The organism is Microbispora sp. H10830 (assembly GCF_014161375.1).
GTDB lineage: Bacteria > Actinomycetota > Actinomycetes > Streptosporangiales > Streptosporangiaceae > Microbispora > Microbispora catharanthi.
The window spans coordinates 258396-283592 of sequence record NZ_JABBWX010000009.1 but is presented as its reverse complement, the minus strand read 5'-3'; the positions used below and the strand labels follow the sequence as shown (position 1 = coordinate 283592).

Sequence of the window (25197 nt, the reverse complement as noted above, 5' to 3'; positions counted from 1 at the left end):
TGTGGCATTGGCCGCGGCTCTGTCGGCATGCTCCGGCGGATCGGGGACGCCAGGCTCGGCGGGCGGAGGCTCCGGCGACACCGCGCCCGCCGTCCCGGCCCCCAAGATCACGATCAGTCCGGCGACGGGCAGCGCGAAGGTGCGTCCCGACAAGACCGTGGTCGTCACGGCCGCCGACGGCGAACTGGAGGAGGTCACCGTCCAGGCGGGCGACGAGACGGTCGAGGGCGAGTTCGACTCCACTCACACCAAGTGGACCTCCAAGGAACCGCTCAAGCCCTCCGCCAAGTACACGGTGTCGGCCAAGGCCACCGGCAAGGGCGGCCCGGCGACCGCGACCAGCCGCTTCACCACGCTCAAGCCCAAGGTCGGGCTGGAGGTCGTGGACGTCACCCCCGGCATCAAGGGAGAGACCGTCGGCATCGGCATGCCGATCATGGTGAGGTTCAACGCGCCGGTGCAGGACAAGGCCGCCGTGGAGCAGGCTCTCGAGGTGGACGCGGAGAAGCCGGTCAAGGGCGCCTGGCGCTGGATCGACGACCAGTACGTCATCTACCGGACCGCCAAGTACTGGCCCGCGCACCAGAAGGTGAAGTTCACCGCGCACCTGACGGGCGTGAAGGCCGGGCCGAACACCTACGGCATCGAGGACCACAACACGACCATCAAGATCGGCGCGGCCTGGATCAGCTCGGTCAGCACCAGGACCCACATGATGGTGGTCCGGCGCGACGGCAAGGTCGTGCAGACCATGAAGATCAGCGCCGGCAAGGCGACAACCCGCGAGTACACCACCACCAGCGGCGTCCACCTGACCATGGAACGCGGCAACCCGGTGACGATGATCTCCCCGGGCAAGAAGGAGGGCGACCCCGGCTACTACAAGGAGGTCGTCAACCACGCCGTGCGCATCTCCAACAGCGGCGAGTACGTCCACGGCGCGCCCTGGTCGGTCGGCTCGCAGGGCCGGGCCAACGTGAGCCACGGGTGCGTCAACGCCAGCCCCTCCCAGGCCAAGTGGTTCTACGACAACTTCCACCGGGGCGACGTCGTCAAGATCGTCGGTACCAACCGGATCCTGGAGTGGAACAACGGCTGGGGCTTCTGGCAGATGCCGTTCAGCAAGTGGAAGCAGGGCAGCGCCCTGGAATCGTGATTCCTCGATCACATCGAGGAATTCCGAAACATCGGCGGGGGAGCTGTAGCCTGGGCTCATGGCGGAGACTGCGACCTCACCGGATCCCGGGCTGGTCGACGCGTTGCGTGCGCTGTCGAACCCGGTGCGGTTGCAGCTTCTGATGTGGCTGCGTGAGCCCGAGCGTCACTTCCCGCTGGAGGAGGCGATCGCCGATCCGGCCGAGGTCGGCGTGTGCGTGAGCCACATCCAGGCAAGGGCGGGGCTCGCGCAGTCGACGGTGTCGGCGTACATGGCCGAGCTGCAACGGGCGGGCCTGGTGAAGGCCACACGGGTGGGCAAGTGGACCCACTACAAGCGCGACGAGCAGCGCATCGCCCAGCTCGTCGCCGCCCTGGGGGAGACGCTCTAGAACCACCGACGTCGCACGACGGGCGATCTCGCTCGTTGCGACTCATATCGAAAATCTGCGATACTTCGATATGTAGTGAGCGGAGACGAGCGCGAGGAGATCACCGATGGGCGACCTCGACGGCCTGGATCTGGGCAGGTTCGGGATCTACACCTTCGACTTCGAGCACCAGCCGGCCGCGCGGATGCGCGAGTCGATACAGGAATTGGAGGATCGGGGATGGCCGGCGTTCTGGATCCCCGAGCTGGCGGGGCGTGAGGCGTTCACGCACGCCGGCTACCTGCTTTCCTGCACGCGGCGGATCACCGTCGTCAACGGCATCGCGCAGATCTGGTCGCGCGAGGCCCCCCGGGCGTACGGCGCCGCGCTGCTCCTGGCCGACGCCTACCCCGGGCGGCACGTGTTCGGCCTGGGATTCGGCGGCGTGCCGCGGCCCGGGATCACGCCGCTGGCGGCGATGGCCGGATACCTCGACGAGATGGACGGGCTGAAGACGTCCAACCCGCTGCCGCGGACGCCGATGCGCCGCATCCTCGCGGCGTACGGGCCCAAGATGCTCGAGCTGGCCCGTGACCGCTCCTCCGGCGCTCTCACCTATCACGTCACCGTGGCGCACACCGCACGAGCGCGGGAGATCCTCGGGCCGGACGCGTTCCTGGGCGTCGAGCACGCGGTGCTGTTCGAGTCCGACCCCGCCAGGGCCCGTGCGGTCGCGCGCGAGCACCTGCACCCCTACCTGAACACGCCGTACAACATCGCGAAGTTCCGGCGGCTGGGCTACGCGGACGAGGAGATCACGGGCGGCGGCAGCGACCGCCTCGTCGACGACCTGGTGTTCTGGGGCGACCTCGACACCATCGTGGCCAAGCTCCGCGCCCACCTCGACGCCGGCGCCGACCACGTCGCGATCCAGGTCATCGGGATCGAGCCGGGGCGGTCCGCGATGCCGTACTGGCGGATGCTCGGCGACGCGCTGCTGCCCTGTGACGCGTACCAGGGCGCGAGCGTCCGGCCCACGACATGAGGGAAGGCCGCGGTCCTACTGGACGCCCCACTTCATGAGGGCGAAGGCGCCCAGGATCTTCAGCGCGACGAGCGCGATGATCACGCAGAACACGATCAGCGCGGGGCGGTGCTCGAAGTGCTTGCCCTCCTTCAGCGGAGGCCGCTTGGCGACGCGCTCGGCGATGCGCTCTTCGATGGATTTGCGATGGAACATGCACGCAGACTACTGCCCGCGTCGCTCGGTCCCTCTGACGACCGTGGCCGCCACGATCCCTCACGCCTCCCCAACATTCCCTTCGAGACGGATATATAGGGTGTGTTGGAGAGCTGATCGGAGGGGAGCGGGATGCCGCAGCAGCCGTACTCGGTGGAGCAGGTGGCGAACCTGCTGGGCCTGCACGTGAAGACCGTGCGCAACTACGTGCGCGACGGGCGGCTCAAGGCGGTGCGCATCGGCAAGCAGTACCGGATCGCCCGTGAGGACCTGGAGGCGTTCATGGGCGGTGCCGCCGAGCCGGCCGCCGAGACCGCCGGGCGGCGTCATATGGAGGCGTCGAGCATCGTGCAGATCGACGCCATCTCGCCCGAGGAGATGATGAGCCTGGGCAACACGCTGGTGGCCGCCGCCGTGAGCCGTAGCCCCGCCGAGCGGCCCCTGCGCGTCGAAACGATCTACGACGAGGAGAGGGCCAGCATGAAAATCATCATCGTGGGCGGCGTGGCCGACACCGCCGAGATGTTCCGGCTGGTCACCACCCTGGTGAAGGAGCCGGCCTGACCGCCGCCCGGCCGGAGAGGATGGTCGCCGCGTGGTCGTGGCCGAGTGGCGGGCGGCCTGCCGGCGATCGGGTTTCCATCGTTGGCAGGCCGCCCGCCTCAGAGGCCGGCCGGGCAGGTGCGTCACAAGGACAGAGCAGCTGTCGTCCAGGAGTTGCCGAGGACGCCGAACCTCTGGATGGCCGTGGTCTCGTCCTGGAGGGCCTGGGTCAGACTCCGAACGCCGCCGGGTAGCGGATGGTGCCGGTCGGCACAGGCCGGGAGGGGTCGAAGACGAGCGCCATCATGTACTTGTCCTCGACGTCGAAGGGCGGCCGGATGAAGTGGCTGGAGGCCGGGACGAAGCCGAAGCGGGGGTAGTACTCGGCGTGGCCGAGTACGAGCACGAGGTTCTCGCCTTGCTCACGGGCGGCGTCGAGGGCGGCGTGGACGGCGGCCGAACCGGCGCCGCGCCGCTGGTGCTCGGGCCTCACGGCGCACGGGCCCAGAGTGAGGGCCGGAGAGTCGTCGACGTGGCAGCGGGTGAGCAGCGCGAACCCGGCGATGGAGCCGTCGGGCGCCTCGGTGACCCAGGACAGGCCGGGGATCCACGCCTGCGTATCGGCGCGCAGCGCCTCGACCAGGTCGGCCTCGTGAGAGGTGGGGAAGGCGGCGAGGTTGACCTCGCGGATCTGGGCGAGGTCGGCGGCGGTCTCGGGGCGGGTGATCCAGGAAGTGGTCATGGAAGTGTTCGCGTCCGTTTCTGTGCTTGCCTGGGGGCGCAGGACGTAGCCGGTGTACTGGTAGTCAGTGCCGTGCTCGTGGCGCAAGGTGATCTCTTGCAGGGTGGCCGCGACCGCTTCGCGCATCCCGGTCACGGTCAGGTCGGCTGAGCGGGTTCGTTCCGACAGCGGCGTGTAGTACTCCTCGAACCAGTCGCGGTCGGGGAGCGGGCGCAGCGCGGCGACGGCGTATCCGGCAGCGCGCGCCGCGGCGGCGTTCTGGTCTCGGGTGCGCAGCCGGTAGTGCCGGTCCCAGAACGCCCGTGCCTCGGCGGACGGGGAACGGGTGGTCCATTCGCATCCGGTGACGACCAGGGTGCCGCCGCGGGCGAGCAGCCGCCGCCAGGAGCGCAGGGCGGTGTCGAAGCCGATGTGGTGGGCGGATCCTTCAGCTTGCGGCGTTGATGGGATGCGGTCGGTCATGACTGCTGGTCCCTGAACTTGTAGGTGGCGCGCAGATGGCTGGTGATGGCCTTCTGCCGGTTGGTACGCTCGCCGCGTAGCCGGGCATCGGTGCGCGAGGCCGCCCACGCGTTCTCGCGTTGTAGCTTGCGGTAGCTGCCCAGACGGCGCTCGGTCAGCTCGCCCGCCTCGATGGCGGCCAGAACCGCGCAGCCCGGTTCGGCGTTGTGGGAGCAGTCGCCGAAGCGGCAGTCCCGGGCGAGGCGTTCGATCTCGGCGAAGACCTGTTCCAGGCCGTCGGCGGCGTCATAGAGACTGATCCCGCGCAGGCCGGGCGTGTCGATGAGGACACCGCCACCGGGAAGGGGAACCAACTCGCGGCGGACGGTGGTGTGGCGGCCCTTGCCATCCTGCGCCCGTACCTCGCCGGTGGCCAGAATCTCGTCGCCGAGCAGCGCGTTGCCTAGTCTGGACTTGCCCGCGCCGGAGGATCCGAGCAGGACCGTTGTGCCGCTCAGCAGCGCGGTCAGCACATCGATGTTCTGACCGGTGGCCGCGCTGGTGATCAGGATGTCCACGCCCGGTGCCAGCGTGCTCGTTTCGGCGTGCACGGCGGCGGCGTCGGAGGCCAGATCCGCCTTGGTCAAGACGATCAGCGGCCTGGCGCCGCTGTCCCACGCCAGGGCCAGCAGTCGCTCCAGCCGGGCCGCGTCCAGCGGAGCGGTCAGTGAGACGGCGACGACAACGGTGTCGACGTTGGCGGCCAGCACCTGCGCGTGGGAAGTGCGCGACGACGACGAGCGTACGATCGCGCTACGACGCGGTAGCAGGGCCACCAGCCCCGGTTCGCGACCCGGGCGCAGTGCGGCCCAGTCGCCGGTGCAGGGCGCCAGGAGCGGGTCGGGAGAGTACAGCGCCGTGAGGGTGGCCCGCACCGGGCCGGACTCGGTGACCGCGTCACACAGGCCGCGATCCACCCGTGCGATCCGGGCCGGTACCAGGCCGGCCTCGCGGTGTTCGGCGAAGGCGTTGTCGAGTGTTTCCGTCCATCCGTACCGGGTCAGGCCGACGTCGGATGGATCCGTGAAGAGGTTTGGCAACGTGAGACACCTTGCGGGAAGGGGCCCCGACGAGACGCAGACACTACCCTGCCTCGTAAGCCGGACGGCTCACGGCGAGGGTAAGAAGTGGGTCAGACCGGGGCCCGGGACGTGAGGAATGTCCGGGCGCTGCACACGGCAGCGGTCTTCACCGCGGTCATCAAACCTCACCTCCCCCTCATCCGGAAATCCAACACCAACGATCAGCAGCCTAGCACTCCCAGCAGACGCCCTCGCCGAGTTCATCCGCGAACTCATCATCGAAGGCAGCCACGCGGGCCTGGCCGCAGCCAAGGCCCGCGGGGTGCGTCTCGGGCGGCCACCCGCGATGACCCCGAACAGGTCCGGCACGCCCGCGCCCTGCTCGCCCAGCCCGACGCCACCGTCTCCTCCATCGCCCGGCTCCTGGGCGTCAGCCGCTCCACCATCTACACGTACGTCCCCGAACTGAAGCCCGGCGGCGACCGCCGGCTCCAGACCGACGTACCCGAACCACGCGCCGAGCTCAGCCCGCCCACTGATCCTCGACCCGTTGACCTGCGCTGACCTGTCTACGTAGCGAGCCGTCCAGACGATCACAGACCGTGGCTGATCGTTACCGGAGAAGGCTCCTTGTCAGGTTGCCGGCGCGTCCTCGGTGATCCACTGGATCCCATGTGGGATGAGGAAGTCGAGGAAGGCGGTCGGGTGATAGGCCTGGGCGGGTGCGAGTACTCCCGGCTTGGCGGGGTCAGCGATGAGACGGCGGGCGCTTTCGACGGCGATCACCGCGGTCGTGCCGTAAGTGTCGGGGCCCTGGACGATGCCGCGGGCGCGGCGGCCGTCGATACTGGTGGCGTCGAGCACGTAGGTGAAGTGCTGGGTGCGGCGGCTGTCCTCATCGGGTCCTTCCGGCAGGCTTTCGATGATCTCCGGTGTGAGCGGGGTGTTCAGCCGGTCGCCCAACGCGGCCTCGGTCAGGCCCTGGACATGCCGGACGTGGATGTGACGGGGAATGGTCACCACCTCCGGCACAGGGAAGGCCATCACCGGGGTTGCCTCCGACTGTCCCGGCAGCCTGATCGCAGTGTGGCGGGCGGGCATGCCGGGGCGCCAGTCGCCGTTGTCGTAGGTCATGCCTCCCGCCTTGATGGCGTCGATCGTTTCGACCAGCGAGCGCAGCGAGCCGCGCGACATGCCGCCGCCCCCGACGATCACGTGGGTGATGATGATCTCTTCGACCGATTCAAGGTGGTCGGCCAGGATGTGGGCCATGAGGTCTACCGGGACGCAGCCGTCGTTGGCGGCGGGTACGACGGTGACCCCGGCGTTCTCCGCCTCCGTGGTGAAGGTGTCGAAGATTTTCTTGATGTAGAGCTGCTCGCCTGAGGTGTCGACGTAGTGACAGCCGGCGGCGATCGCGGCGCGGACCACGGCTTCACCTGAGGAGGTGAAGGGCCCGGCGCAGTTGATGACGCCGTCGCAGCCGCGGAACGCGCGCACCAGCGCCTCATGGTCGCTCGTGTCGGCCACGCGTCGTTCCGCGTCGGGGAGACCGGCCGCCGAGGCGGCCTCCTCCAGGCGCGCCAGATCACGTCCGGCCAGGACCGTCTCGATGTCGCGTCGTGCCAGTTCGGTGAGCACGAGCTTTCCCTGGTATCCACTCGCGCCATAAACGGCGATCTTCATGTCGTCTCCTCACGATGGGAGCTGCGCGGTCGCTCAGCCAACAGCACAGTAAGGCGCCGACACAAGACGATTGAATGCGTGATGCGCTTCAAAGTTTGCGTCATCGTCTTCGCCGAGGGCATTGGTAGTTACACTGGCTGCGTGGATGTTCTGTCTGATGTGGTGAGTGCGGCGCGGACCGGTCGACCCCACTCGGGCCGGGTGACCAAGTCCGCTCCCTTCGCCGAGCGGTTTCCGCCGGTGCCGGCCGCCGGGTTCCACATCGTTCTCCAGGGAACGTGCTGGCTTCTCCCGTCGCAGGGTGAGCCGATCGTGCTCGGGCCGGGCGACGTGGCGTTCCTGCCGCGCGGATCCGCACACGGTCTGGCCGACGACCCGTCCACCCCGGCAAGCGAGCCGCCCACAACGCTCACCGGAGTCGATGATGACCGCAACGACGAAACGTCAGCCGACCGGCCGCCGACGGTGGTCATGCTCTGCGGCGCCTACCTCCTGGACGGCTCCGGGCCACATCCGCTCCTGAACGACCTGCCCGAGGTCATCCACCTGCCGACGCGGGTAGGGCGCCACAGGGAACTCCGCGCCGCGATCGAACTCCTCGGCGTGGAACTGGACAACGACGCCCGCCCAGGCTCCGACACGATCCTGCTCACTCTGCTGGATCTTCTCCTGCTCTACATCCTGCGCGCGTGGTTCGAACAACAGCGCGTCTCCGGCCACTCCGCCACCGGCTGGGCCGCGGCCCTGCACGACCCCGCCGTCGCCACCGCCCTCCGCGCCATCCATGAAGACCCCAGCCGGCAATGGACCGTCGAGGAGTTGGGCGCGCAGGCACGCCTGTCCCGCGCCGCCTTCGCCCGGCGATTCACCCATCTGGTCGGCCAGCCACCGCTCACCTACCTGACATGGTGGCGGATGACCACCGCCGCCCGGCTCCTGCGCACCTCCGACGCCCCCGTCAACACGATCGCCCAACAGGTCGGCTACAGCTCGCAGTACACCTTCACCCATGCCTTCAAACGCCAGTACGGGTCACCGCCCGGCAGTTACCGGCACCACGCCGGCTGAAGCACGACACCCGCGTCGGGATCTTCGAGGTCTGGCGGCCTATGACACGTTGGTTAACGGCACCCCGAGACACCGCACTGTCGATTGAACTACGACGCGTCGTCGGTGTGAGCGTGCGCGCTGCTCGCATCCGGGGCTCTGCGTAGATCCCGAGCTCGGATTATTACGCTGGATCCGCAAGCTGGGGGAGGTCGCGATCAGTATGGGCAACGAGAACGCGACTGGACGGTCTGAGCTCGAGGACACGCTCGGAGCCGAATGGGAGAGGCACCGGCCCGCGGTTTTCGGCGTGGCCTACCGGCTGCTGGGCAGTGTGGCCGATGCCGAGGACGTGACCCAGGACGTGTGGCTGCGGGCGGCCGGAACAGATCTGCAGGACATCGATGATCTGCGGGCCTGGCTGGTTACGGTGGCCGCACGGCGGTCGTACGACATTCTCAAAAGTGCCCGTTTCCGCCGGGAGACCTATGTCGGGCCGTGGCTGCCGGAACCGCTGCTGACCGGGCCGGACGCGTCCGAGCCGGTCCTCGTCGACGAGTCCGTCGGCTCGGCGATGCTCCTGATCATGGAAGAGTTGAGCCCGCTGGAGCGGGTGGCCTTCGTCCTGCACGATGTCTTCGGCCTCGAGTTCGTCCGGATCGCCGAAGTGCTGGATGTCTCCGTGCCGGGTGCCCGGCAGTTGGCCTCGCGGGGGCGGCGGCGGGTGACCAACGCGAAGCAGTCTTCGCCGCAGGCGTCGAAGGCGGAGCGTGAACGTGTGCTGGCGGCCTTTCGCGCCGCCTACGAGGCCGGGGATCTGGCCGGCCTGGTCAGGCTGCTGCATCCCGACGCCGTCTACGTCACCGATGGCGGCGGCAAGGTCGCCGCGATGCGCAAGCCCGTCTACGGTGGTGAACGCGTCGCTGAGGTGATGGTGCGCGTGGGCCGCCAGTGGCGTCCGGACCGCATCGACCTCGTCGAGGTCGGCGGCGAGCTCGCCCTGGTGTGCCACCGGGAGGGCCGTGTCTACTCCGTGGACACGCTGCAGATCACAGACGGTCTGATCACCGCCTACCGCAGGGTCGTCAACCCGGACAAACTTTCCCACGTCTGAGCTGTCACACCTCGAGGGGCCACCTCGTCTCCCTGACGAGAACCCAAACGGGGCAGACGAAGGAACGCTCGTGAGCAGATGAGATCGATCATGCCGGACTGCACGCGCCCACCTGGTGCGTTCCTCCGACGAGCCGCGATGAGCCCTGCGATACAGATGACCGAGGAGACAATTCCCATGAAAGCGATCGTGGTGACGGACCAGGCTGCGGGAACGGCCGGGATGACGCTGGTGGAGCGGCCCGAGCCGCCGGCGGCGATAAACGACGTCGTCGTCGAGGTTCATGCGTCGGGATTCGTCCCGACTGAGACGGCGTGGCCCTCGACCTGGACCGATCGCCGCGACCGTGACCGAACACCGTCGATTCCCGGGCACGAGCTGGCCGGATTGGTCACCGCGCTCGGGTATGGCACGACGGGGCTGTCGGTGGGACAACGGGTGTTCGGCCTCACGGACTGGTATCGCGACGGCACCCTGGCGGAGTATGTGGCAGTCGAGGCACGCAACCTCGCGCCGCTCCCGGGCGACGTCGACTTCACGGTGGGCGCGAGCCTGCCGATTTCGGGGCTGACCGCATGGCAGGGACTGTTCGAGCACGGCCGCCTCCAGGCGGGGCAGAGCGTCCTCGTGCACGGCGCGGCCGGCGCAGTCGGGTCGATGGTGACGCAGCTCGCACGTGAGTTCGGCGCGTACGTCATCGGCACCGGACGCGCTGCCGACCGTCAGAAGGCACTCGACTTCGGCGCGATGGAGTTCGTCGATCTTGAGAACGACGCTCTGGAAGACGTCGGCGGCGTCGATCTGGTTTTCGATGTCATCGGCGGCGACATCCAGAAGCGATCCGCGGGTCTGGTTCGAGCCGGAGGAACATTGGTGTCCATCGTCGGGCCGCCCGAGGCGCGGCCTGCGGACGGCCTGGCGGTCGACTTCGTCGTCGAGGCCGATCGTGCCCAACTGAGTGAGATCGTCCGGCGGGTGCGTGACGGACGGCTGCGGACGAACATCGGCACCATCGCAACCCTCGACGATGCCGTCGCCGCCTTGAATCCGACCGAGCGGATCAAGGGGAAGACGATCATCCGCGTTCGTCCCTGAGGACTCGGGGCGAGGGGAACCGCCATGACAGCCGGCGACCTGGAGGGTTGGGCGAGGTACGGCTTCAGTGAAGAACTCGTCAGAGCCTTGTTCCACGGACTGCGTGTGGGTCTCTACGTGGTCGACCATACGGGGAAGATCCTCATGGTCAATCCGTATGCCGAGAGGCTGCTCGATCGTCCCGCACGGCAGTGGATCGGGGCCGACTCCCACGACTTGCTGCACCGCAACGCCGACGGAAGCCCGATATCCCGGGAGGACTGCCAGATTTCGGGCGCGTTTTCCGAGGGGGTGTACGTCCGCAGCGAGGAGTCATGGTTCACTCGCGGGTCCGGCGGCCTGGTCCCCTTGGGCGTGATGGTGGCTCCGCTCCCATTGGGCGGGGAGGAGGACATGGGCTCGGTGGTCCTCTTCTACGACCTGTGGCGGCACAAGGCCGTGGAACACAAGCAGGCGTCCGCCCTTGCGTCACTGGAAAAGCTGACCGACCGGTTGTCACTGATGGCCGAGACCAGCACCGTGCTGGCCTCCACGCTGAAGGTGGATGAGGCGCTGCGGCGGCTGTCCCGTCTGCTGGTGCCCCAGCTGGCCGACTGGGCGATGATCGACCTGCTCAGTCCCAGCGGCAACGGGGTGGACAGGGTGGCGGTCGTGGTCAAGCAGGGCCGGAGCTGTGTCAAGTGCAAGCAGTTGGAGGGGCCGCTTCCGGCGTTTCCGGAGACCTCCCAGGCGCCGATGGCGCGAGTGCTGCGTGGCGGCCCCGCGGTGCTGTTGGGCCCTGAGGATCTGGCCGAGCGAATTGACCCGAAGAAGGAGCGCAGCGTCCAGCGGCGGCGGCCGTACGAGGAGTTGGGCGCCCATTCGGTCATCGTCGCGCCGCTGCGAACGCCACAGCGGGTGCTGGGTGCGCTCACCCTGGCCCGGTACGAGACCTCCCCGGTGTACGATTCGGCCGATCTGTCCCTTATCGGCGACATCGCCAGCCGGGCCGGGCTCGCCGTGGACAACGCGGACATGTGCGAAGAGCAGCGCCGGTTCGCCTCCACCACATCGCACGAGCTCAGAACGCCGCTCGCCAGCCTTTGCGCCCGGTTGGACGAGGCGGTGCTCTACCCCGCCGACGTCGACCCGTACGAGACCATCAGGGAGGCCCTGACGGTCACCGATCGTTTGAAAAAGATCGTCGACGACCTGCTGGTGCTGGCTCGGCTCCGCGGCGGCGACCCAGCCGCGTACGAGCCGATCGACGTCGGCGCGCTGGTGACGGACGAGGCGGCGGCTCTGGCGGGCGGCGTTCCGGTCCACGTCGAAGCCGACCGCGATGTGAACGTTCTAGGCAATCGGATCCAGCTGATCCGGGTCATCGACAACCTCCTGGTCAACGCTCGGCGGCATGCCGGCACAACAGTCGAGGTCACCGTGCGACGAGCGGCAGGCTCGGCCGTCATCACCGTGCAGGACGACGGTGCCGGAATCGCGCCGCAGGACCGAGAGCGCGTCTTCGAGCCCTTCGTCCGACTGGACGACAGCCGGCGCAAGGAGCCCGGAGGCAGCGGGCTCGGCCTGGCCATCTCACGCGACATCGCGCATACCCACCACGGCACCCTCACGGTCGAGGACTCGCCACGTGGGGCCAGGTTCGTGCTGTGGCTGCCGCTCATCAGTGGAGGTCCCGCAACGGCAGGGGGGGAAGGCACCTGACCCGCACCAAGAGCCACATTTACAGATTGGTCGGCTGGCTGTGCCTGTTGGCTCATAGCGACGCCGTCACCGAATCCGCGCCGAGCACCGTTCGGCGACGAAGCCGAGGAGAGGTAGCGTAGTGGGCGGCGCCGCGGACACGGTCCAGCCGCGTGGTCGTCGCCGACCACGTAGCAGTCATCGGCGGTGGCCTCGACACCGATGGTGGAGCATGACCTGACCCTTGGCGTCGGTTGACGTTTCGAGTCCTACATCGAGCGATATAACCGACGCGGTAGGCGAGAATCTTATGGAAATACGCCGCATCGGAAAAATAGTGCATAGTGCGGGGATTTCGACCATCCGGTATGGGCTTGTGATCAACCTTCTGGAGATCGGGCGAATAAAATTCGAAGACTACGAGGTAGATAATATTCGCCCCCTCGTAACCTCAAGCCCCCCGCTCGCGTGGCTTATCGCCAGATTGGGGGAGAAGAAGGTCGCTAGATTGCTCGGCGTCACTGAAATCGTTCTGGGCTCGCTGATCGGAGCAAAAGCGATTGCGCCGCGAGCGTCAGCCCTCGGCAGCCTCGCCGCCGTCGGCATGTTCGCCACCACCCTCAGCTTCCTGGCCACGATGCCCGAGGCGTGGCAGGAGACACGCGGGGAGCCGAAGCTGTCTCTCGCGGGGCAGTTCCTGGTGAAGGACGTCGTGCTTCTTGGAGCCTCCTTGCTGACGGCCGCGGACGCCCTGCAAGCCGCCGAGCGCCGGTAGCTCAGGGCCTGGCCGGACACCGATGCGGTGTCCCGGTGAGCGTGAGGCTCTCGGTCCACGTGGACGCGTTCGCCTCGGGCGGGCGGAGCGCTCGATTTTCATGCCTTTACCGCGATTTTCCGGCCCGTGCGTCACATCGTCGTCTTCTGCGGGTATCGGGCGCTGATGAGCACCACACCCATCGCCGACCTCGCGTTGGTGTCCGATCGCCATTCCGCCGGCCTCATCAGCCGGGACGGATCGGCCGAGTGGCTGTGCTTTCCCCGCTTCGACGGGCCGTCCGTCTTCGCCCGCCTGCTGGACGACGAGGCCGGGCACTGGGCGATCCGCCCGGCCGTCCCGTACGAGACGACGCGCCGCTACCTACCGCAGACGATGGTGCTGGAGACCACCTTCCGCACCGGGAGCGGCACGGTCGTTCTCACCGACGCCCTGCTCACCGGGCCGGACGACGGCGGCCACCGGCTCGGCGTCGGTGTGCCGCACCTGCTCGCCCGACGGGTGTCCGGCCTTGGCGGCGAGGTGCCGATGGAGATCGAGTACCGGCCCCGGCCGGAGTACGGCCTGATCTGCCCGATCCTTTCCGTCGTCGACGGCGGCGTGACCGCCCGCGGCGGCGCCGACTGGCTCGTGCTGACCACGCCGGTCCCCCTCGGCATCGGCGACTGCAGCGGATACGGCGTGTTCACGGTGCGAGAGGGCGAGACACGGCACTTCGGGATGCACTGCTCGACGCTGCAGGAGACTCCCGCGCGGGTGTGGGCCCAGGCGGAACTGGCGGCCCGGCTGGACGACACGATCGTCGCCTGGCAGTCGTGGTCCAGCCTCCACCAGGCCTATGACGGCCCGTGGTGCGACCTGGTGCACCACAGCGGGCGGGTGCTGCAGGCGCTGTCCTTCCAGCCCAGCGGCGCGATCGTCGCGGCCGCCACGACATCGCTGCCCGAATGGGCCGGTGGCGAGCGCAACTGGGACTACCGGTACACGTGGGTACGGGACGCGTCACTGACCATGGGCGCCCTGTGGGTCGCGGCCTGCCCCGACGAGGCGAGCGACTTCTTCGCCTTCCTCACCACCGCGGCCCCATCCCTGGACAAGGACCGCGCGCTGCAGATCATGTTCGGCGTCCGCGGCGAGCACGACCTGAGCGAGCGCACCCTTCCGCACCTGCGCGGCTGGCGCGGCAGCCGGCCGGTACGCGTCGGAAACGACGCGTGGAACCAGCGGCAGATCGACGTGTACGGCGAGCTGCTCGATGCGGCCGTGCGCCTCGAACACCAGATCTGCGACATCGACGACGACGTCCGGCGCTTCCTCGTCGCCTGTGCCGACACCGCGGCCGAGCGCTGGATGGAAAAGGACCAGGGCATCTGGGAGATACGCGGGGAGCCACGCGACTTCCTGTACTCCAAGCTCATGTGCTGGGTGGCGCTGGACCGCGGCATCGCCCTCGCCGGCCTCCTGCGGGCGCAGGATCGTATGGAGTCCTGGCGGCGAACCCGCGCCGAGATCCGCGACACTCTGCTGCGCGAGGGCTGGAACGACCGGGTGGGGGCGTTCACGCAGGCCTTCGGCTCCGACGAGCTGGACGCCAGTGCTCTCATGGTGCCGATCACCGGCTTCCTGCCCGCCGGCGACCCGCGGGTGCTGGCCACGATCGACGCGGTCGCGGACCGGCTCACCGACGACCAGGGCCTGGTCTACCGCTACCGCACCGCGGACGGCATCGACGGCCTCGCCGGCGGGGAGGGCACCTTCCTGCTGTGCTCGTTCTGGCTGGCGCAGGCGCTCGCCATGTCCGGGCAGGTCGGCCGGGCCAGGGAGGCATTCGAGCGAGCCGCCGCGTACGCCAACGACGTGGGCCTGCTGTCGGAGGAGGTCGACCCCGGGAGCGGCGAGCTGCTCGGCAACTTCCCGCAGGCGTTCAGCCACATCGGGCTCATCAACGCCGCCTGGGCCATCGACGAGGCCGAACGAACCGCGCGGGCCGGCGGGGCGACCGGCGCGGGCCGCGGGAACGGCAATGGTCGGATGGCGTGAGGTCACCGCCGAGTTCGCCGGCACGGCGCTCCTGCTCGTCGTCAGCGCGATCGTCGCAGCCTTCGCACCCGGCCCGCCGCTCGTCGATACGGTGCCGAGCGAGGACCTGCGGCGGCTCCTGACGGGCGTCCTGACCTTCTACCGTGGCGGCGGGGATCATCTACTCGCCGCTTGGCCGGATCGGCGCCGGCGGCGAGGTGGCCGAGGTGGCTGGGATGGCTGGGGTCAGGCACGGCTCGGCACGGGGCGGTCCAGTTCCGCGAGGCGTTGCAGCGCCGTCGCGTCGTCCTCGGCCACGGGCAGGAAGACGACGAGGTGCTGGGTGACGTCCTCGGTGACGGTCAGCTTCGTGTAGTTGAGGCTGATCCGCCCTGCCCGCGGATGGTCGAAGTGCTTGGTCGCGGAGGCGAACGCCCGGATGGGATGGGCCGACCACATCGAGGCGAACGCGGGACTGGCCGCCAGCAGCGCGTCGACCAGCGCGATGGTCCGCGGGTCGTCGGGGTTCTTGTCGGCCGCGGCCCGGAACTGCCCGAGGATGTCGCGCGCCTCGCGCTGCCAGTCCACCAGCAGCGTGCGCATGCCGGGGCGGGTGAACAGCAGCCAGACGCTGTTCCGCTCCTCGTCCGGCAGGTCGTCCAGCCCGCCGACCAGGCCGGCGTACGCGCGGTTGTACGCCAGCAGGTCCCAGCACGGGCTGATCACGTGGGCCGGGTTGGGTTCGAGTGTCTCCAGCAGGGTCCGCAGCGTCGGGCTGACCGGCATCCGGCGTGCCGGTTCGGCCGGCAGGGGCGCTCCGGCGAGTGCGAAGAGGTGACCGCGCTCGGCCGGTGTGAGCTGCAGCGCGCGCGAGAGGCTCTCGAGCACCTGTCTCGATACGGTGATATCCCGGCCCTGTTCCAGCCACGTATACCAGGTGACGCTCACCCCGGACAGCTGCGCGACCTCCTCGCGCCGCAGGCCGGGTGTGCGCCTGCGGGAGCCGCCGGGAAACCCGGCCGCCTCGGGGCTGAGGGACTCCCGGCGCGAGCGGAGGAAGCCCGCCAACTCCTTACGCCTCGTCATGCCGACCATGAAACCGCAATCGGGCTTGTTCAGCCGGGTGGGATTTATACCAGCATAAGTACAATCTGTACCAGGATAATCGCCCGCCCAATGATGGCCGGGTGAGCACACAGCAAACGGCGACACCAACCGGCCGGACGAGCACCGCGAACAGCGCCTGGGTCAGGCAGGTCACGATCCTCGCGGTCGGATCCTTCGCCATGGGCACCGACTCCTTCGTCCTGGCCGGCATCCTGCCGCAGATTTCCGGGGGACTCGGCCAGACGGTCAGCGCCACCGGCCAGGCCATCACCGTCTTCTCCCTCACCTACGGCGTGACCGCGCCGTTCCTCGCCGCGTTCACCGGCAAACTTCCCCGTAAGCCGCTGATGGCGTTCGCGCTGGCCGTGTTCGTCGCGGCCAACCTCGCCTCGGCCGCCGCGCCGACGCTGGCGCTCCTGCTGGTCGCGCGGGTCGCGGCCGGCGTCGGCGCCGCCCTGTACACGCCGAACGCGAGCGCGGCGGCCGCCACGCTCGCAGGGCCGGCTCATCGCGGCCGTGCGCTCGCGGCCATCCTCGGCGGGTTGACCGTCGGCACCGTTCTCGGCGTGCCCGTCGGAACCTGGATCGGCCAGAGCCTGTCCTGGCAGGCGAGCCTGATCTTCGTCGCGTGCGTGGGCGCGCTCGCGCTGGTCGGCCTGCTCACCGTCCTGCCTGCTCTGCCACTGCCGCCCGCCGTGCCGCTCCGCGCCCGGTTCGCGGTGCTGGCCCACGCCCGGGTGGTGGCGATCGTCGCGTTCATGCTCCTGGAGAGCGCGGCCGCCATCATGGTCTACACCTACATCGCCGACATCCTCGACGACACCGTGCACGCCCACGGGACGACCCTGACGCTGCTGCTGCTCGTCTGGGGTCTCGGCGGCGCCGTCGGCGCGTTCGGCAGCGGGCGGCTCACCGACCGCTGGGGCGCCGACCGCACGCTGACGGTCGCGACCGGCCTGCTCATCGTGACCCTCGCGGCGTTCGCCGTCTCGTCCTCGCTGCCGCTCGCGTTCGTCGTCATGGCACTCAACGGCGCGGCCGGGTGGGCGGTGTCGACGCCGAACAACCACCGGCTCACCGAGTTCGTCCCGCACCTCCCGAGCGTCGTCATCTCCTTCAACTCCTCGGGCATCTACCTCGGCCAGGCGATCGGCGCGGGGCTCGGCGGGGTCCTGCTCGGCGCGATCCCGGTGACCCGGCTGTGCTACGTCGGCGCCGGTATCGCCGTGGTGGCAGCCGTGCTGCACCTGCTCATCGTCCGCAGACCCGCGACGCCGCCGGCGCCCGGCGTTCACACGTGAGCCCTGGCCGGTGATGGGTCACCGGTGGAAGGACCCGTGAAGGGTCAGTCCCCGACCTGCCCGGTCAGGCTCGGGCCTCCGAGTCCGGCGAGCAGTTCGCGCAGCAGGTCGGCGAGCTGATCGCGGCGTTCGGGGGAGAGATGGCCGACGAGGCGGTCTTCGGCCACGAGCAGGTCGGCGACGACGCGGTCGAGCAGGGCGTTGCCCGCGTCGGTGAGGAAGACCGCGCGCGCGTGGTAGCCCGATCCGGCGGTGGTCCGTTCGACCAGCCCGGCCCTGACCGCCCGCTCCACGCGCTGGGTGATCGCGCCGCGCGTCACCATGCACGCCTCGGCCAGCTCGCCCGGGCTCATCCGGTAGGGCGGGCCGGAGCGCCGCAGCGTGGACAGCAGATCCAGGGTCGCGACGTCCACGCCCAGGTTCGCGAGGAGACGGCGGCGCTCATCGCCGAAGACCTTGGCGGCCCACCAGATCCGGGTGACGACCCCGATCGACTCCACCGGGACGCCCGGCAGCTCGCGCCGCCAGGCGTCCTGGATCGCGTCGGCACCGTCGCGCGGCGGCTCAGCGGCCACGTTCGGCCCCGCCGTTCACCTGGATGATCTGCGCGGTGACGTGCCCGCCCCCGGGCGAGGCGAGCCAGTGCACGGTCTCGGCGATGTCCTGCGGCGACCCTGCCCGGCCGGTGTGGGTCTGCCCGACGAGCATCGCGCGGCGTTCGTCGTCCATGGTGCCCCGGAAGAACTCGGTGTCCTCGATGAACCCCGGGGCGACCACGTTCACCGTGATGCCGCGTGGCCCGAGGGCGGCGGCGAGATCGAACGCGTACGGGTGCAGGGCCGCCTTCATCGGGCCGTACGAGGTGCCGCCCGAGCCGCGGAAGGCCGCGATCGAGCTGATGAACACGACTCGCCCGTTCGGGTTCAGCAGATCGCGGAACGCCTCGGTCGGCAGCACCGCCGTCAGCACGTTGGCCCGGAAGTTGCCGGTCCACCGCTCCGCGACGTCGCCGGAACCGCCGTGCCTCTCGATGTTGCCGCCCGCGTTGTTGACCAGCACGTCGATCGTGCCGAAGCGCTCGGCCAGGTCGGCGCGCACCCGCTCGACCTCCGCGGGCTCGCTCAGGTCGGCCGTCAGTGCGGCGCCGCCGATCTCCTTGGCCGTCCTTTCCAGGATGTCGGCGCGGCGGCCGACGATCACCACCTGGTCCCCGCCGGCGGCGAAGCGCGCCGCCACGGCCTTGCCGATGCCGGTGCCGCCGCCACTCACCACTATCGTGCGCGTCATTGCGATCCCCCATGAGTTTAGGTCTAAACTCAGTGTAGCTCGCCGTGGGGAAGGCGTGGCGCGGTGCGGCCGGTCAGCCGCCGAGCCCGAGCCGTACGGCACGGGCGAGGGGGGTGGCGTCGCCGGGGGTCAGCGGCTCGGCCAGGAAGAGCGGGATCTGGGACATGAAGCGAGGCCGGGTGCCGCGGTGGGGCTGAGCGGCGTGGACGAGGTGCGGGTGGCACAGGTAGACGTCGCCGGGCAGTCCGGTGGCGCAGGTCTCGGGCCGGTGCGCGGTCGCCTCGTCCAGCAGCGGGCCGGAGGCGAAGAACTCCAGCCCCTGCTCGCCGTACGGTTCCAGGACGCGGACGGTGTCGAGGTGGGAGCCGACCCTGATGCGGGTGGGCGCGTCGTCCGGTCCGACCTCCGACAGCAGCACCAGCACGAGCATCGTGCGGGACGCGAGGGTGACGGTCCCCCAGGCGTCGGCCGGTCCGGGGTTGTTCTGGTCGATGTGCCAGCCGGTGTCCCCGGCGTCGGAGGGGTGGGGGAAGCGGACCGGCGTGTTGCCGATGGTGCCGCGCGGCGCCCATCCGCCCTTGCCCGCGACGAGGTCCAGCGCCTCGGCCAGGCGCGGGCCGCGCATCGCCTCTCCGAACGGGCCCCGACCCGCCGAGTCGGGGGCGGCCCACACCACCGGCTGCGTCCAGTCCTCCGGCCGGTCGGGGGACAGGCCGATCTGCCGCCACAGCAGATCCCTGATCCGGTCCCCGGTCTCGCGCGGGAACGCCTCCTCCACCTTGAGGAAGCCCTCGGTGACGAAGCGATCGAGGTCGGCATCGGTGAAAACAGCCATGGCCGGACGGTAGCGATCTCCCGCACCGGGTGTCGATCGATTTACCCGGGGCCTCACCCGCCGAGTCCGGACGGCAGGGCGGCGGGCGACTGCGGGTAGTCGTCGACGGTCATGGAGTTGTAGAAGCGTGCGCTCTTGGTGGTGAGGCGGACGAGGGCTCGGCCGGACCCCGCGGGCAGGGCAGAGATTAAACGGGCGCCCTGGGCCAGTCCCAGCACGCCGAGGCGGGACGTGGGAACCAGGGTCTTCGCCGCGCTCAGCGCGACCGCGCGGCTGCCGCGCACATGCTCCGCCATCGCGCGCTCGTAGGCGGGGAAGGCGCGCTCGTGATCGCCGCCCGCCCGCGCCAGCTCCCCGGCGAGAACGTACGCGCCGACGACGGCCAGGCTGGTGCTGCCGCCGACGGCCAGGCCGGGGCAGTAGCCCGCGTCGCCGACGAGCGTCACCCTCCCACGCGACCAGGTGTCCATGCGGAGCTGAGTGATCGAGTCGAAGTAGAACGCCGGCGTGCGGTCGAGCTCGTCCAGCCAGCGGTCCACGTCGGCGTGCATGCCCTCGAACGCACCGCGCAACAGCTCCTTCTGCCGGGGCACGTCGCGGTGGTGGTAGTCGAGCTCGCGCTCGCTCCGGAACAGGAACAACGCCCGTGCGCCGCCGAGGCGCCGCGAGCCGTACATGCCGGCAGTGCGGCCGACACCGGTGTGGATGAGCAGCTCGCCGTCGAGGCCGGAGACGTCGGGCAGGGTCAGCACCCCGAGGTAGGCCCCGATGAAGGCGCTGAAGCGGGACTCCTCGCCGAAGACGAGGCGGCGCACGTTGGAGTGCAGCCCGTCCGCGCCGACGACGAGGTCGAAGCGGCGCGGCGCGGCGTTCTCGAACCGCACCTCGCCGTCAGGCGAGATCGCGGTGATCGAGTCTCCGAAGACGTACTCGACGTCGTCGCGCGTGGCGTCGTAGTAGATCTCACTCAGATCGTCGCGCATGATCTCGACGTGCCGCTCGGAGGTGGCGCTGAAGATCTTCGAGAGGTCCGCCCGGACGGGGCGCCGTGCGCCCTCCCGGTACATGGTCATCCGGTTCGTGCCGGTGGCCCGCTCCTCGACGCGAGGGAGCACGCCCATCTTCTCCGAGATGTTCATCGCGGGCCGGAACAGGTCGACCGCGTGGCCGCCGGTCTTGCGCAGACCCGGCGCGCGCTCGACGACGGTGACGGAGAAACCCTGCCTGGTGAGCCAGTACGCCAGCACCGGACCGGCGACGCTTGCGCCGGAGATGAGAATCCGCATCGGCACGCCTCCTTACTTAACGATAGGTAAGTATAGACGCTTACTTACCTATCGTTAAGTCGATAGGCTCGTGGCATGCCTCGTCCCTCTGACACCAAGCAGCGGATCCAGGAGGTCGCCCGCGAGCTCTTCGCCCGGCAGGGTGTGCAGCGGACCAGCCTGCAGGACATCGCCAACCGGCTGGGCATCACCAAGCCGGCGCTCTACTACCACTTCTCCTCACGTGAGGAACTGGTCCGCAGCATCGTGCAGCCGATCATCGACGAGGAAGAGGCGTTCCTGGTGGGTCAGGAGGCGCTGGGCGAGGTCGAGCCCCGCGCCCTGCTGGAGGGCTACTTCGACTTCCACTACCGCCACCGCGGAGACATCGTGCTCATGCTCAGCGAGCTGACCACGCTCGCCGACCTGGGCCTGATCGACCTCGCGCTGAACTGGCGCGGGCGGCTGGTGAAGTTGCTGTACGGCCCCGAACCCACACTTGAGCAGGCCACCCGGGCCGTGATCGCCTTCGGCGGCCTCCAGGACTGCACGATCCAATTCGCCGACGTGCCGAAGGACGAGCTCCGCCGGGTGGCCGTGGACGGCGCCTGCGCGGCCCTGGGCATCGAGCCGCAGCGTGAGACCCGGCGACGGGCGTGATCACGCCTCGCCCCAGGGCCGCGGGGCGTCATCCCGTGATTTCGCGGATGCGCGATCATCGGCGGATGACGCCCCGTCCGGCTCACCAGGTCTTGCCGGCCTGCTCCCGGACCGCGCGGTTGATCCGGTTGAAGAAGTTGGTCATCGCGACGTTCAAAATGATCGCGGACAGCTGCCCGTCGTCGAAGTGGGCGGCGGCGGCCTCCCAGATCTCGTCGGTCACGCCCGGCGCGCCGTCCTGGATCCGGGTGGCGGCCTCGGTCAACGCGAGCGCCGCCCGCTCCGCCTCGGTGAAGAACGGGGTCTCGCGCCACGTCACCACGTTGTGCAGCCGCTCGTCGGTCTCTCCGCGCTTCTTCGCCGATGCGACCCCGGCGAAGACGCACGGGCTACAGCCGTTGATCTGGCTGGCGCGCAGGTGGACCAGCTCGAGGACGCGCGGGTCGACGCCGGCGGCGTGAATCGCCTTGTAGAGGTGCTGGACCGCCGTGGTCACGTCGGGATTCGCCGGGCTCTTCATGCGTGCTTCCATCGGTGGTGCTCCTTCATCGGTTACCTCGGCCCGTCCGGGCCCGTCATCCCCATGACGGAGCGGATTCGAGGAAGGTAACAAACATGTCCGACACCAGCCCGGCGGACCTGGTGACCAAGACGTTCGAGGCCCAGCGCGACCGGCTGCGCGCGGTCGCCTACCGCATGCTCGGATCGCACGCCGACGCCGAGGACGTGGTCCAGGAGGCCTGGCTGCGGCTCTCCCGCCAGGACACGGCGGCCATCCACAACCTCGCCGGCTGGCTGACCACGGTGGTCGGCCGGATCAGCCTCGACGTCCTGCGATCGCGCCAGGCCCGCCCCGAGGCGTCCTACGACGACCGGCTGCCCGAGCTCGTCGTGACGGTCGACGCCGCCCCCGCGCCGGAGGACGACGTGGCGCTCGCCGACTCGGTCGGGCTCGCGCTCCTCGTCGTCCTCGAGTCGCTCGGGCCGAGCGAGCGGCTGGCGTTCGTGCTGCACGACATGTTCGCGGTGCCGTTCGACGAGATCGGCCAGATCCTCGGCAAATCCGCCGCCGCCGCCAAAATGCTCGCCAGCCGCGCCCGCAGGAAGGTGCAGACGACCGAGCACCCGACGGCCGCCGGACGGGAGCAGCGCGAGGTGGTCCAGGCCTTCCTGGCGGCGGCACACCGCGGCGACTTCGAGGGGCTGCTGCGCGTGCTCGACCCCGAGGTGAAGCTGACCGTCGACACCCCCGGCGGCGTGGTCGTCGTCCTCGGCGCCACCGAGGTCGCCGCCGGCGCGCAACGCCGTGTGGCCGCCGGCGCGGCAGCGCGGGGACGGGCGGCGCTCGTCAACGGCCTTCCCGGGTTCGTGTCGTGGCGCGAGGACGGCACCCCGCTGTCGGTCATGGCGTTCACCGTCGTCGACCGTCGGATCACCCGCATCGCGGTCGTGATCGACCCGGCCAGGCTCGCGGCGTTGGACCTGCCGGAGCCGGCGTGAGCCGTCGCAGAGACCGGCTCCGCACCCGGTCCGCGTTCTCCAGGCACTCCCGCGCTGGCGAGCGGCGTGCCTGTCCGGCCGGCGCCCCTACTGGGCTCTCAGCTTCCGGAAGAAGTCCCGGATGTCGGCGACCAGGAGGTCCGGAGCCTGCAGCGAGGCGAAGTGCCCACCCCGGGAAAACCGCGACCAGTGGACGACGGTGTTCGACAGCTCCGCCAGCCCGCGGATCGCCCGGTCGCCGAGGAAGTTCGCCACCCCCGTCGGCACCGGCGAGGGCGCGGGGCGCCGGCCCCACGCCTCCGACGCGGTCTCCAGGTACAGCCGGGCGGCCGATCCCGCCGTCCCGGTCAGCCAGAAGATCGTGACGTTGGTCAGAACGGTGTCTCGGTCGACGGGGGTTCGCTCGGTGCGGGTGGGGTCCCAATCCACGAACCACTCCAGGTTCCACGCCAGCTGGCCGGCCGGGGAGTCGTTGAGCGCGTACGCGAGGGTCTGCGGCCGGGTGGACATCTGGGTGGCGTAGCCGGAGTGGGGGTACCACCACGACTGGTTCCGCCTGGCCTGTTCGCGTTCGTCGTCGGAAAGCTTTTCCAGTTCGCCGGGGCCGACGGGTGTCGAGGCGGTGGCCAGCGCGTTGACATGGACGCCGATCACGCGCTCCGGCGCGATCCGGCCGAGCTCCGGGGAGACGATGCTGCCGAAGTCGCCCCCCTGCGCGCCGAAACGCTCATAGCCCAGGCGTCGCATGAGCTCGGCCCAGGCACGGGCGACGCGGCCGGCCCCCCAGCCGGTCTCGCGGGTCGGGCCGGAGAACGCGAAGCCCGGCACCGAGGGCGCGACGACATGGAAGGCGTCCGCCGGGTTCCCGCCGTGCGCCCGCGGGTCGGTCAGCGGCCCGAGGACGTCCAGTAAGTCGTACACCGTGCTCGGCCAGCCGTGCGTGACGATCAGCGGGGTGGCGTCCGGCTCGGGGGAGCGTACGTGCAGGAAATGAATGGTCTGGCCGTCGATCTCGGTGGTGAACTGCGGGACCTTGTTGAGGCGGGCCTCGTGCTCGCGCCAGTCGTAGCCGGTGCGCCAGTGGTCGGCCAGCTCCATGAGGTAGTCCTTGTTCACCCCGTAGGACCAGCCGACGCCGGGAAGCTCGTCGGGCCAGCGGGTGCGGGCCAGACGGGCGGCCAGGTCGTCGAGATCGGCCTGCGGGATGTCGATGCGAAACGGTTCTGAAGTGCTCACGGCACACAGCCTCCCGCCTGTGTAGGACAGCTCCGGTCCTACACATCCGTCACCATTGACGCATGTTGGAAACCCCGGCCCGCCTGCTCCGTCTGCTGTCGTTGCTGCAGACCCACCGCGACTGGCCGGGCACCGAACTCGCCGAACGCCTGAACGTCACCACCAGGACGGTGCGACGCGACGTCGAAAGGCTGCGCGAGCTGGGATATCCGGTGCACGCCACGATGGGCCCCGCGGGTGGTTACCGGCTCGAGGCCGGCACCTCACTGCCCCCGCTGTTGCTGGACGACGACGAGGCGGTGGCGGTGACCGTCGGGCTGCGCACCGGCGCGGCGAGCAGTGTCAGCGGGATCGAGGAAGCGTCGCTGCGTGCGCTGACCAAGGTCGAGCACGTCCTGCCGTCGCGGCTACGCCACCGGGTCGAAACGCTGGAGGACGCCATGATCACGATCCCGCCGCGCGGCGGACCCACCGTGGACGCGGACGTCCTCACCGCTGTCTCCACCGCGATCCGCGCCGCCGAGACGCTCCGCTTCGACTACGTCGGCCACCACGGGGTGCGGTCGACCCGAACCGCCGAACCCCATCGCCTGGTCTCCTGGGGCCGCAGGTGGTACCTGGTCGCCTGGGACGTCGGCCGAGGCGACTGGCGCACCTTCAGAGCCGACCGGATGTCGCTGCGCACACCCAACGGGCCCCGCTTCACCCACCGTGAGCCACCCGACGGCGACGTGGCGGCCTACCTCCGCAGGACGATCGGCCGTGACATCTGGCCGTACCGCTCCCGGCTGACGGTGCACGCCCCCGCTTCGCGGATCGCCGGACGCGTCGACGGCGTCGTCACCCCCATCGACGACGACACCTGCCTGCTCGAACTGGCCTCCGACTCACTCGACCTGGTCGCGCTCGTGGCGGGCATGCTCGACGTCGACTTCGACGTCGAGTCGCCCCCGGAACTCGCCCGGCACCTTCGTAAGTTATCCGACCGCTTCGCCAGTGCGGCGGCGCGGCGGTGA

26 protein-coding genes are annotated in these 25197 nt (G+C 69.7%); 15 read left to right on the top strand and 11 right to left on the bottom strand.

Annotated features, from left to right (window positions below):
- Position 1: 1 nt before the first annotated feature.
- The 3 genes from HHX35_RS23835 to HHX35_RS23825 all read left to right on the top strand — a co-directional run bounded on the left by HHX35_RS23835 (position 2) and on the right by HHX35_RS23825 (position 2571).
- Positions 2-1156 carry an Ig-like domain-containing protein gene (locus HHX35_RS23835; protein WP_310739262.1) on the top strand — a complete coding sequence of 385 codons (1155 nt, stop codon included), beginning with the start codon at positions 2-4 and terminating at the stop codon, positions 1154-1156.
- Positions 1157-1214: 58 nt separating this feature from the next.
- A complete protein-coding gene (locus tag HHX35_RS23830; RefSeq protein ID WP_182900954.1) occupies positions 1215-1547 on the top strand; it encodes a helix-turn-helix transcriptional regulator in 333 nt (110 codons plus the stop codon).
- A gap of 106 nt (positions 1548-1653) precedes the next feature.
- Entirely contained in the window at positions 1654-2571 is a 918-nt protein-coding gene (locus HHX35_RS23825) for a TIGR03620 family F420-dependent LLM class oxidoreductase (protein WP_182900953.1), read from the top strand.
- Between the two features lie 15 nt (positions 2572-2586).
- Here the strand turns inward: HHX35_RS23825 and HHX35_RS23820 are convergent, their stop codons facing one another.
- Positions 2587-2766: a hypothetical protein gene (locus HHX35_RS23820; protein ID WP_182900952.1), complete on the bottom strand. Its 180-nt coding sequence runs from the start codon at positions 2764-2766 to the stop codon at positions 2587-2589.
- Between the two features lie 132 nt (positions 2767-2898).
- Here HHX35_RS23820 and HHX35_RS23815 point away from each other — a divergent pair, with 132 nt between their 5' ends.
- Positions 2899-3330, top strand: coding sequence for a helix-turn-helix domain-containing protein (locus HHX35_RS23815; protein WP_182900951.1), 432 nt, complete (start codon positions 2899-2901; stop codon positions 3328-3330).
- A gap of 208 nt (positions 3331-3538) precedes the next feature.
- Here HHX35_RS23815 and HHX35_RS45175 read toward each other — a convergent pair whose 3' ends face one another.
- The gene (locus tag HHX35_RS45175; RefSeq protein ID WP_220505831.1) at positions 3539-4051 is read right to left on the bottom strand and encodes a GNAT family N-acetyltransferase; all 513 of its coding nucleotides are present in this window, start codon (positions 4049-4051) and stop codon (positions 3539-3541) included.
- A gap of 458 nt (positions 4052-4509) precedes the next feature.
- Positions 4510-5592 carry a ribosome small subunit-dependent GTPase A gene (gene rsgA, locus HHX35_RS23805; RefSeq protein ID WP_182900950.1) on the bottom strand — a complete coding sequence of 361 codons (1083 nt, stop codon included), beginning with the start codon at positions 5590-5592 and terminating at the stop codon, positions 4510-4512.
- A gap of 87 nt (positions 5593-5679) precedes the next feature.
- Here rsgA and HHX35_RS44730 point away from each other — a divergent pair, with 87 nt between their 5' ends.
- A complete protein-coding gene (locus HHX35_RS44730) occupies positions 5680-6138 on the top strand; it encodes a helix-turn-helix domain-containing protein (RefSeq protein WP_310739260.1) in 459 nt (152 codons plus the stop codon).
- A gap of 69 nt (positions 6139-6207) precedes the next feature.
- Here HHX35_RS44730 and HHX35_RS23795 read toward each other — a convergent pair whose 3' ends face one another.
- On the bottom strand, positions 6208-7260 hold the full coding sequence (locus HHX35_RS23795; RefSeq protein WP_182900949.1) for a trans-acting enoyl reductase family protein: 1053 nt from the start codon (positions 7258-7260) through the stop codon (positions 6208-6210).
- 81 nt (positions 7261-7341) lie between these two features.
- On the opposite strand from HHX35_RS23795, the gene HHX35_RS23790 reads away from it, so the two are divergent.
- From HHX35_RS23790 to HHX35_RS23765, 6 genes are all read left to right on the top strand, one after another.
- Complete coding sequence (locus HHX35_RS23790; RefSeq protein ID WP_220505830.1) at positions 7342-8328, top strand: AraC family transcriptional regulator; 987 nt, start codon at positions 7342-7344, stop codon at positions 8326-8328.
- Positions 8329-8530: 202 nt separating this feature from the next.
- On the top strand, positions 8531-9421 hold the full coding sequence (sigJ, locus tag HHX35_RS23785) for an RNA polymerase sigma factor SigJ (RefSeq protein WP_182900948.1): 891 nt from the start codon (positions 8531-8533) through the stop codon (positions 9419-9421).
- 177 nt (positions 9422-9598) lie between these two features.
- Entirely contained in the window at positions 9599-10516 is a 918-nt protein-coding gene (locus HHX35_RS23780) for an NADP-dependent oxidoreductase (protein ID WP_182900947.1), read from the top strand.
- A 24-nt stretch (positions 10517-10540) separates the two neighbouring features.
- A complete protein-coding gene (locus HHX35_RS23775; RefSeq protein ID WP_182900946.1) occupies positions 10541-12217 on the top strand; it encodes an ATP-binding protein in 1677 nt (558 codons plus the stop codon).
- A gap of 289 nt (positions 12218-12506) precedes the next feature.
- On the top strand, positions 12507-12971 hold the full coding sequence (locus HHX35_RS23770; RefSeq protein WP_259405311.1) for a YkgB family protein: 465 nt from the start codon (positions 12507-12509) through the stop codon (positions 12969-12971).
- Between the two features lie 126 nt (positions 12972-13097).
- The gene (locus HHX35_RS23765) at positions 13098-15011 is read left to right on the top strand and encodes a glycoside hydrolase family 15 protein (RefSeq protein ID WP_220505773.1); all 1914 of its coding nucleotides are present in this window, start codon (positions 13098-13100) and stop codon (positions 15009-15011) included.
- 225 nt (positions 15012-15236) lie between these two features.
- Here HHX35_RS23765 and HHX35_RS23760 read toward each other — a convergent pair whose 3' ends face one another.
- The gene (locus HHX35_RS23760; protein WP_220505772.1) at positions 15237-16076 is read right to left on the bottom strand and encodes a helix-turn-helix transcriptional regulator; all 840 of its coding nucleotides are present in this window, start codon (positions 16074-16076) and stop codon (positions 15237-15239) included.
- A 101-nt stretch (positions 16077-16177) separates the two neighbouring features.
- On the opposite strand from HHX35_RS23760, the gene HHX35_RS23755 reads away from it, so the two are divergent.
- Entirely contained in the window at positions 16178-17398 is a 1221-nt protein-coding gene (locus HHX35_RS23755) for an MFS transporter (RefSeq protein WP_220505771.1), read from the top strand.
- Between the two features lie 44 nt (positions 17399-17442).
- Here the strand turns inward: HHX35_RS23755 and HHX35_RS23750 are convergent, their stop codons facing one another.
- The 4 genes from HHX35_RS23750 to HHX35_RS23735 form a co-directional block, all read right to left on the bottom strand.
- Complete coding sequence (locus HHX35_RS23750; RefSeq protein ID WP_182900943.1) at positions 17443-17973, bottom strand: MarR family winged helix-turn-helix transcriptional regulator; 531 nt, start codon at positions 17971-17973, stop codon at positions 17443-17445.
- Positions 17963-18685 carry an SDR family NAD(P)-dependent oxidoreductase gene (locus HHX35_RS23745; RefSeq protein ID WP_182900942.1) on the bottom strand — a complete coding sequence of 241 codons (723 nt, stop codon included), beginning with the start codon at positions 18683-18685 and terminating at the stop codon, positions 17963-17965. Before HHX35_RS23745 ends, HHX35_RS23750 begins: the two co-directional genes overlap by 11 nt.
- A 73-nt stretch (positions 18686-18758) precedes the next feature.
- Positions 18759-19520, bottom strand: coding sequence for a phytanoyl-CoA dioxygenase family protein (locus HHX35_RS23740; RefSeq protein ID WP_182900941.1), 762 nt, complete (start codon positions 19518-19520; stop codon positions 18759-18761).
- A 53-nt stretch (positions 19521-19573) separates the two neighbouring features.
- Complete coding sequence (locus tag HHX35_RS23735; RefSeq protein ID WP_182900940.1) at positions 19574-20806, bottom strand: FAD-dependent monooxygenase; 1233 nt, start codon at positions 20804-20806, stop codon at positions 19574-19576.
- A 75-nt stretch (positions 20807-20881) separates the two neighbouring features.
- Here HHX35_RS23735 and HHX35_RS23730 point away from each other — a divergent pair, with 75 nt between their 5' ends.
- Entirely contained in the window at positions 20882-21445 is a 564-nt protein-coding gene (locus HHX35_RS23730) for a TetR/AcrR family transcriptional regulator (RefSeq protein ID WP_182900939.1), read from the top strand.
- A gap of 82 nt (positions 21446-21527) precedes the next feature.
- Here HHX35_RS23730 and HHX35_RS23725 read toward each other — a convergent pair whose 3' ends face one another.
- Entirely contained in the window at positions 21528-21977 is a 450-nt protein-coding gene (locus tag HHX35_RS23725) for a carboxymuconolactone decarboxylase family protein (RefSeq protein ID WP_182900938.1), read from the bottom strand.
- A gap of 83 nt (positions 21978-22060) precedes the next feature.
- On the opposite strand from HHX35_RS23725, the gene HHX35_RS23720 reads away from it, so the two are divergent.
- Entirely contained in the window at positions 22061-22945 is an 885-nt protein-coding gene (locus tag HHX35_RS23720) for a sigma-70 family RNA polymerase sigma factor (protein ID WP_182900937.1), read from the top strand.
- 87 nt (positions 22946-23032) lie between these two features.
- Here the strand turns inward: HHX35_RS23720 and HHX35_RS23715 are convergent, their stop codons facing one another.
- Complete coding sequence (locus HHX35_RS23715; protein ID WP_182900936.1) at positions 23033-24181, bottom strand: epoxide hydrolase family protein; 1149 nt, start codon at positions 24179-24181, stop codon at positions 23033-23035.
- A 62-nt stretch (positions 24182-24243) separates the two neighbouring features.
- On the opposite strand from HHX35_RS23715, the gene HHX35_RS23710 reads away from it, so the two are divergent.
- Positions 24244-25197, top strand: coding sequence for a YafY family protein (locus HHX35_RS23710; RefSeq protein WP_182900935.1), 954 nt, complete (start codon positions 24244-24246; stop codon positions 25195-25197).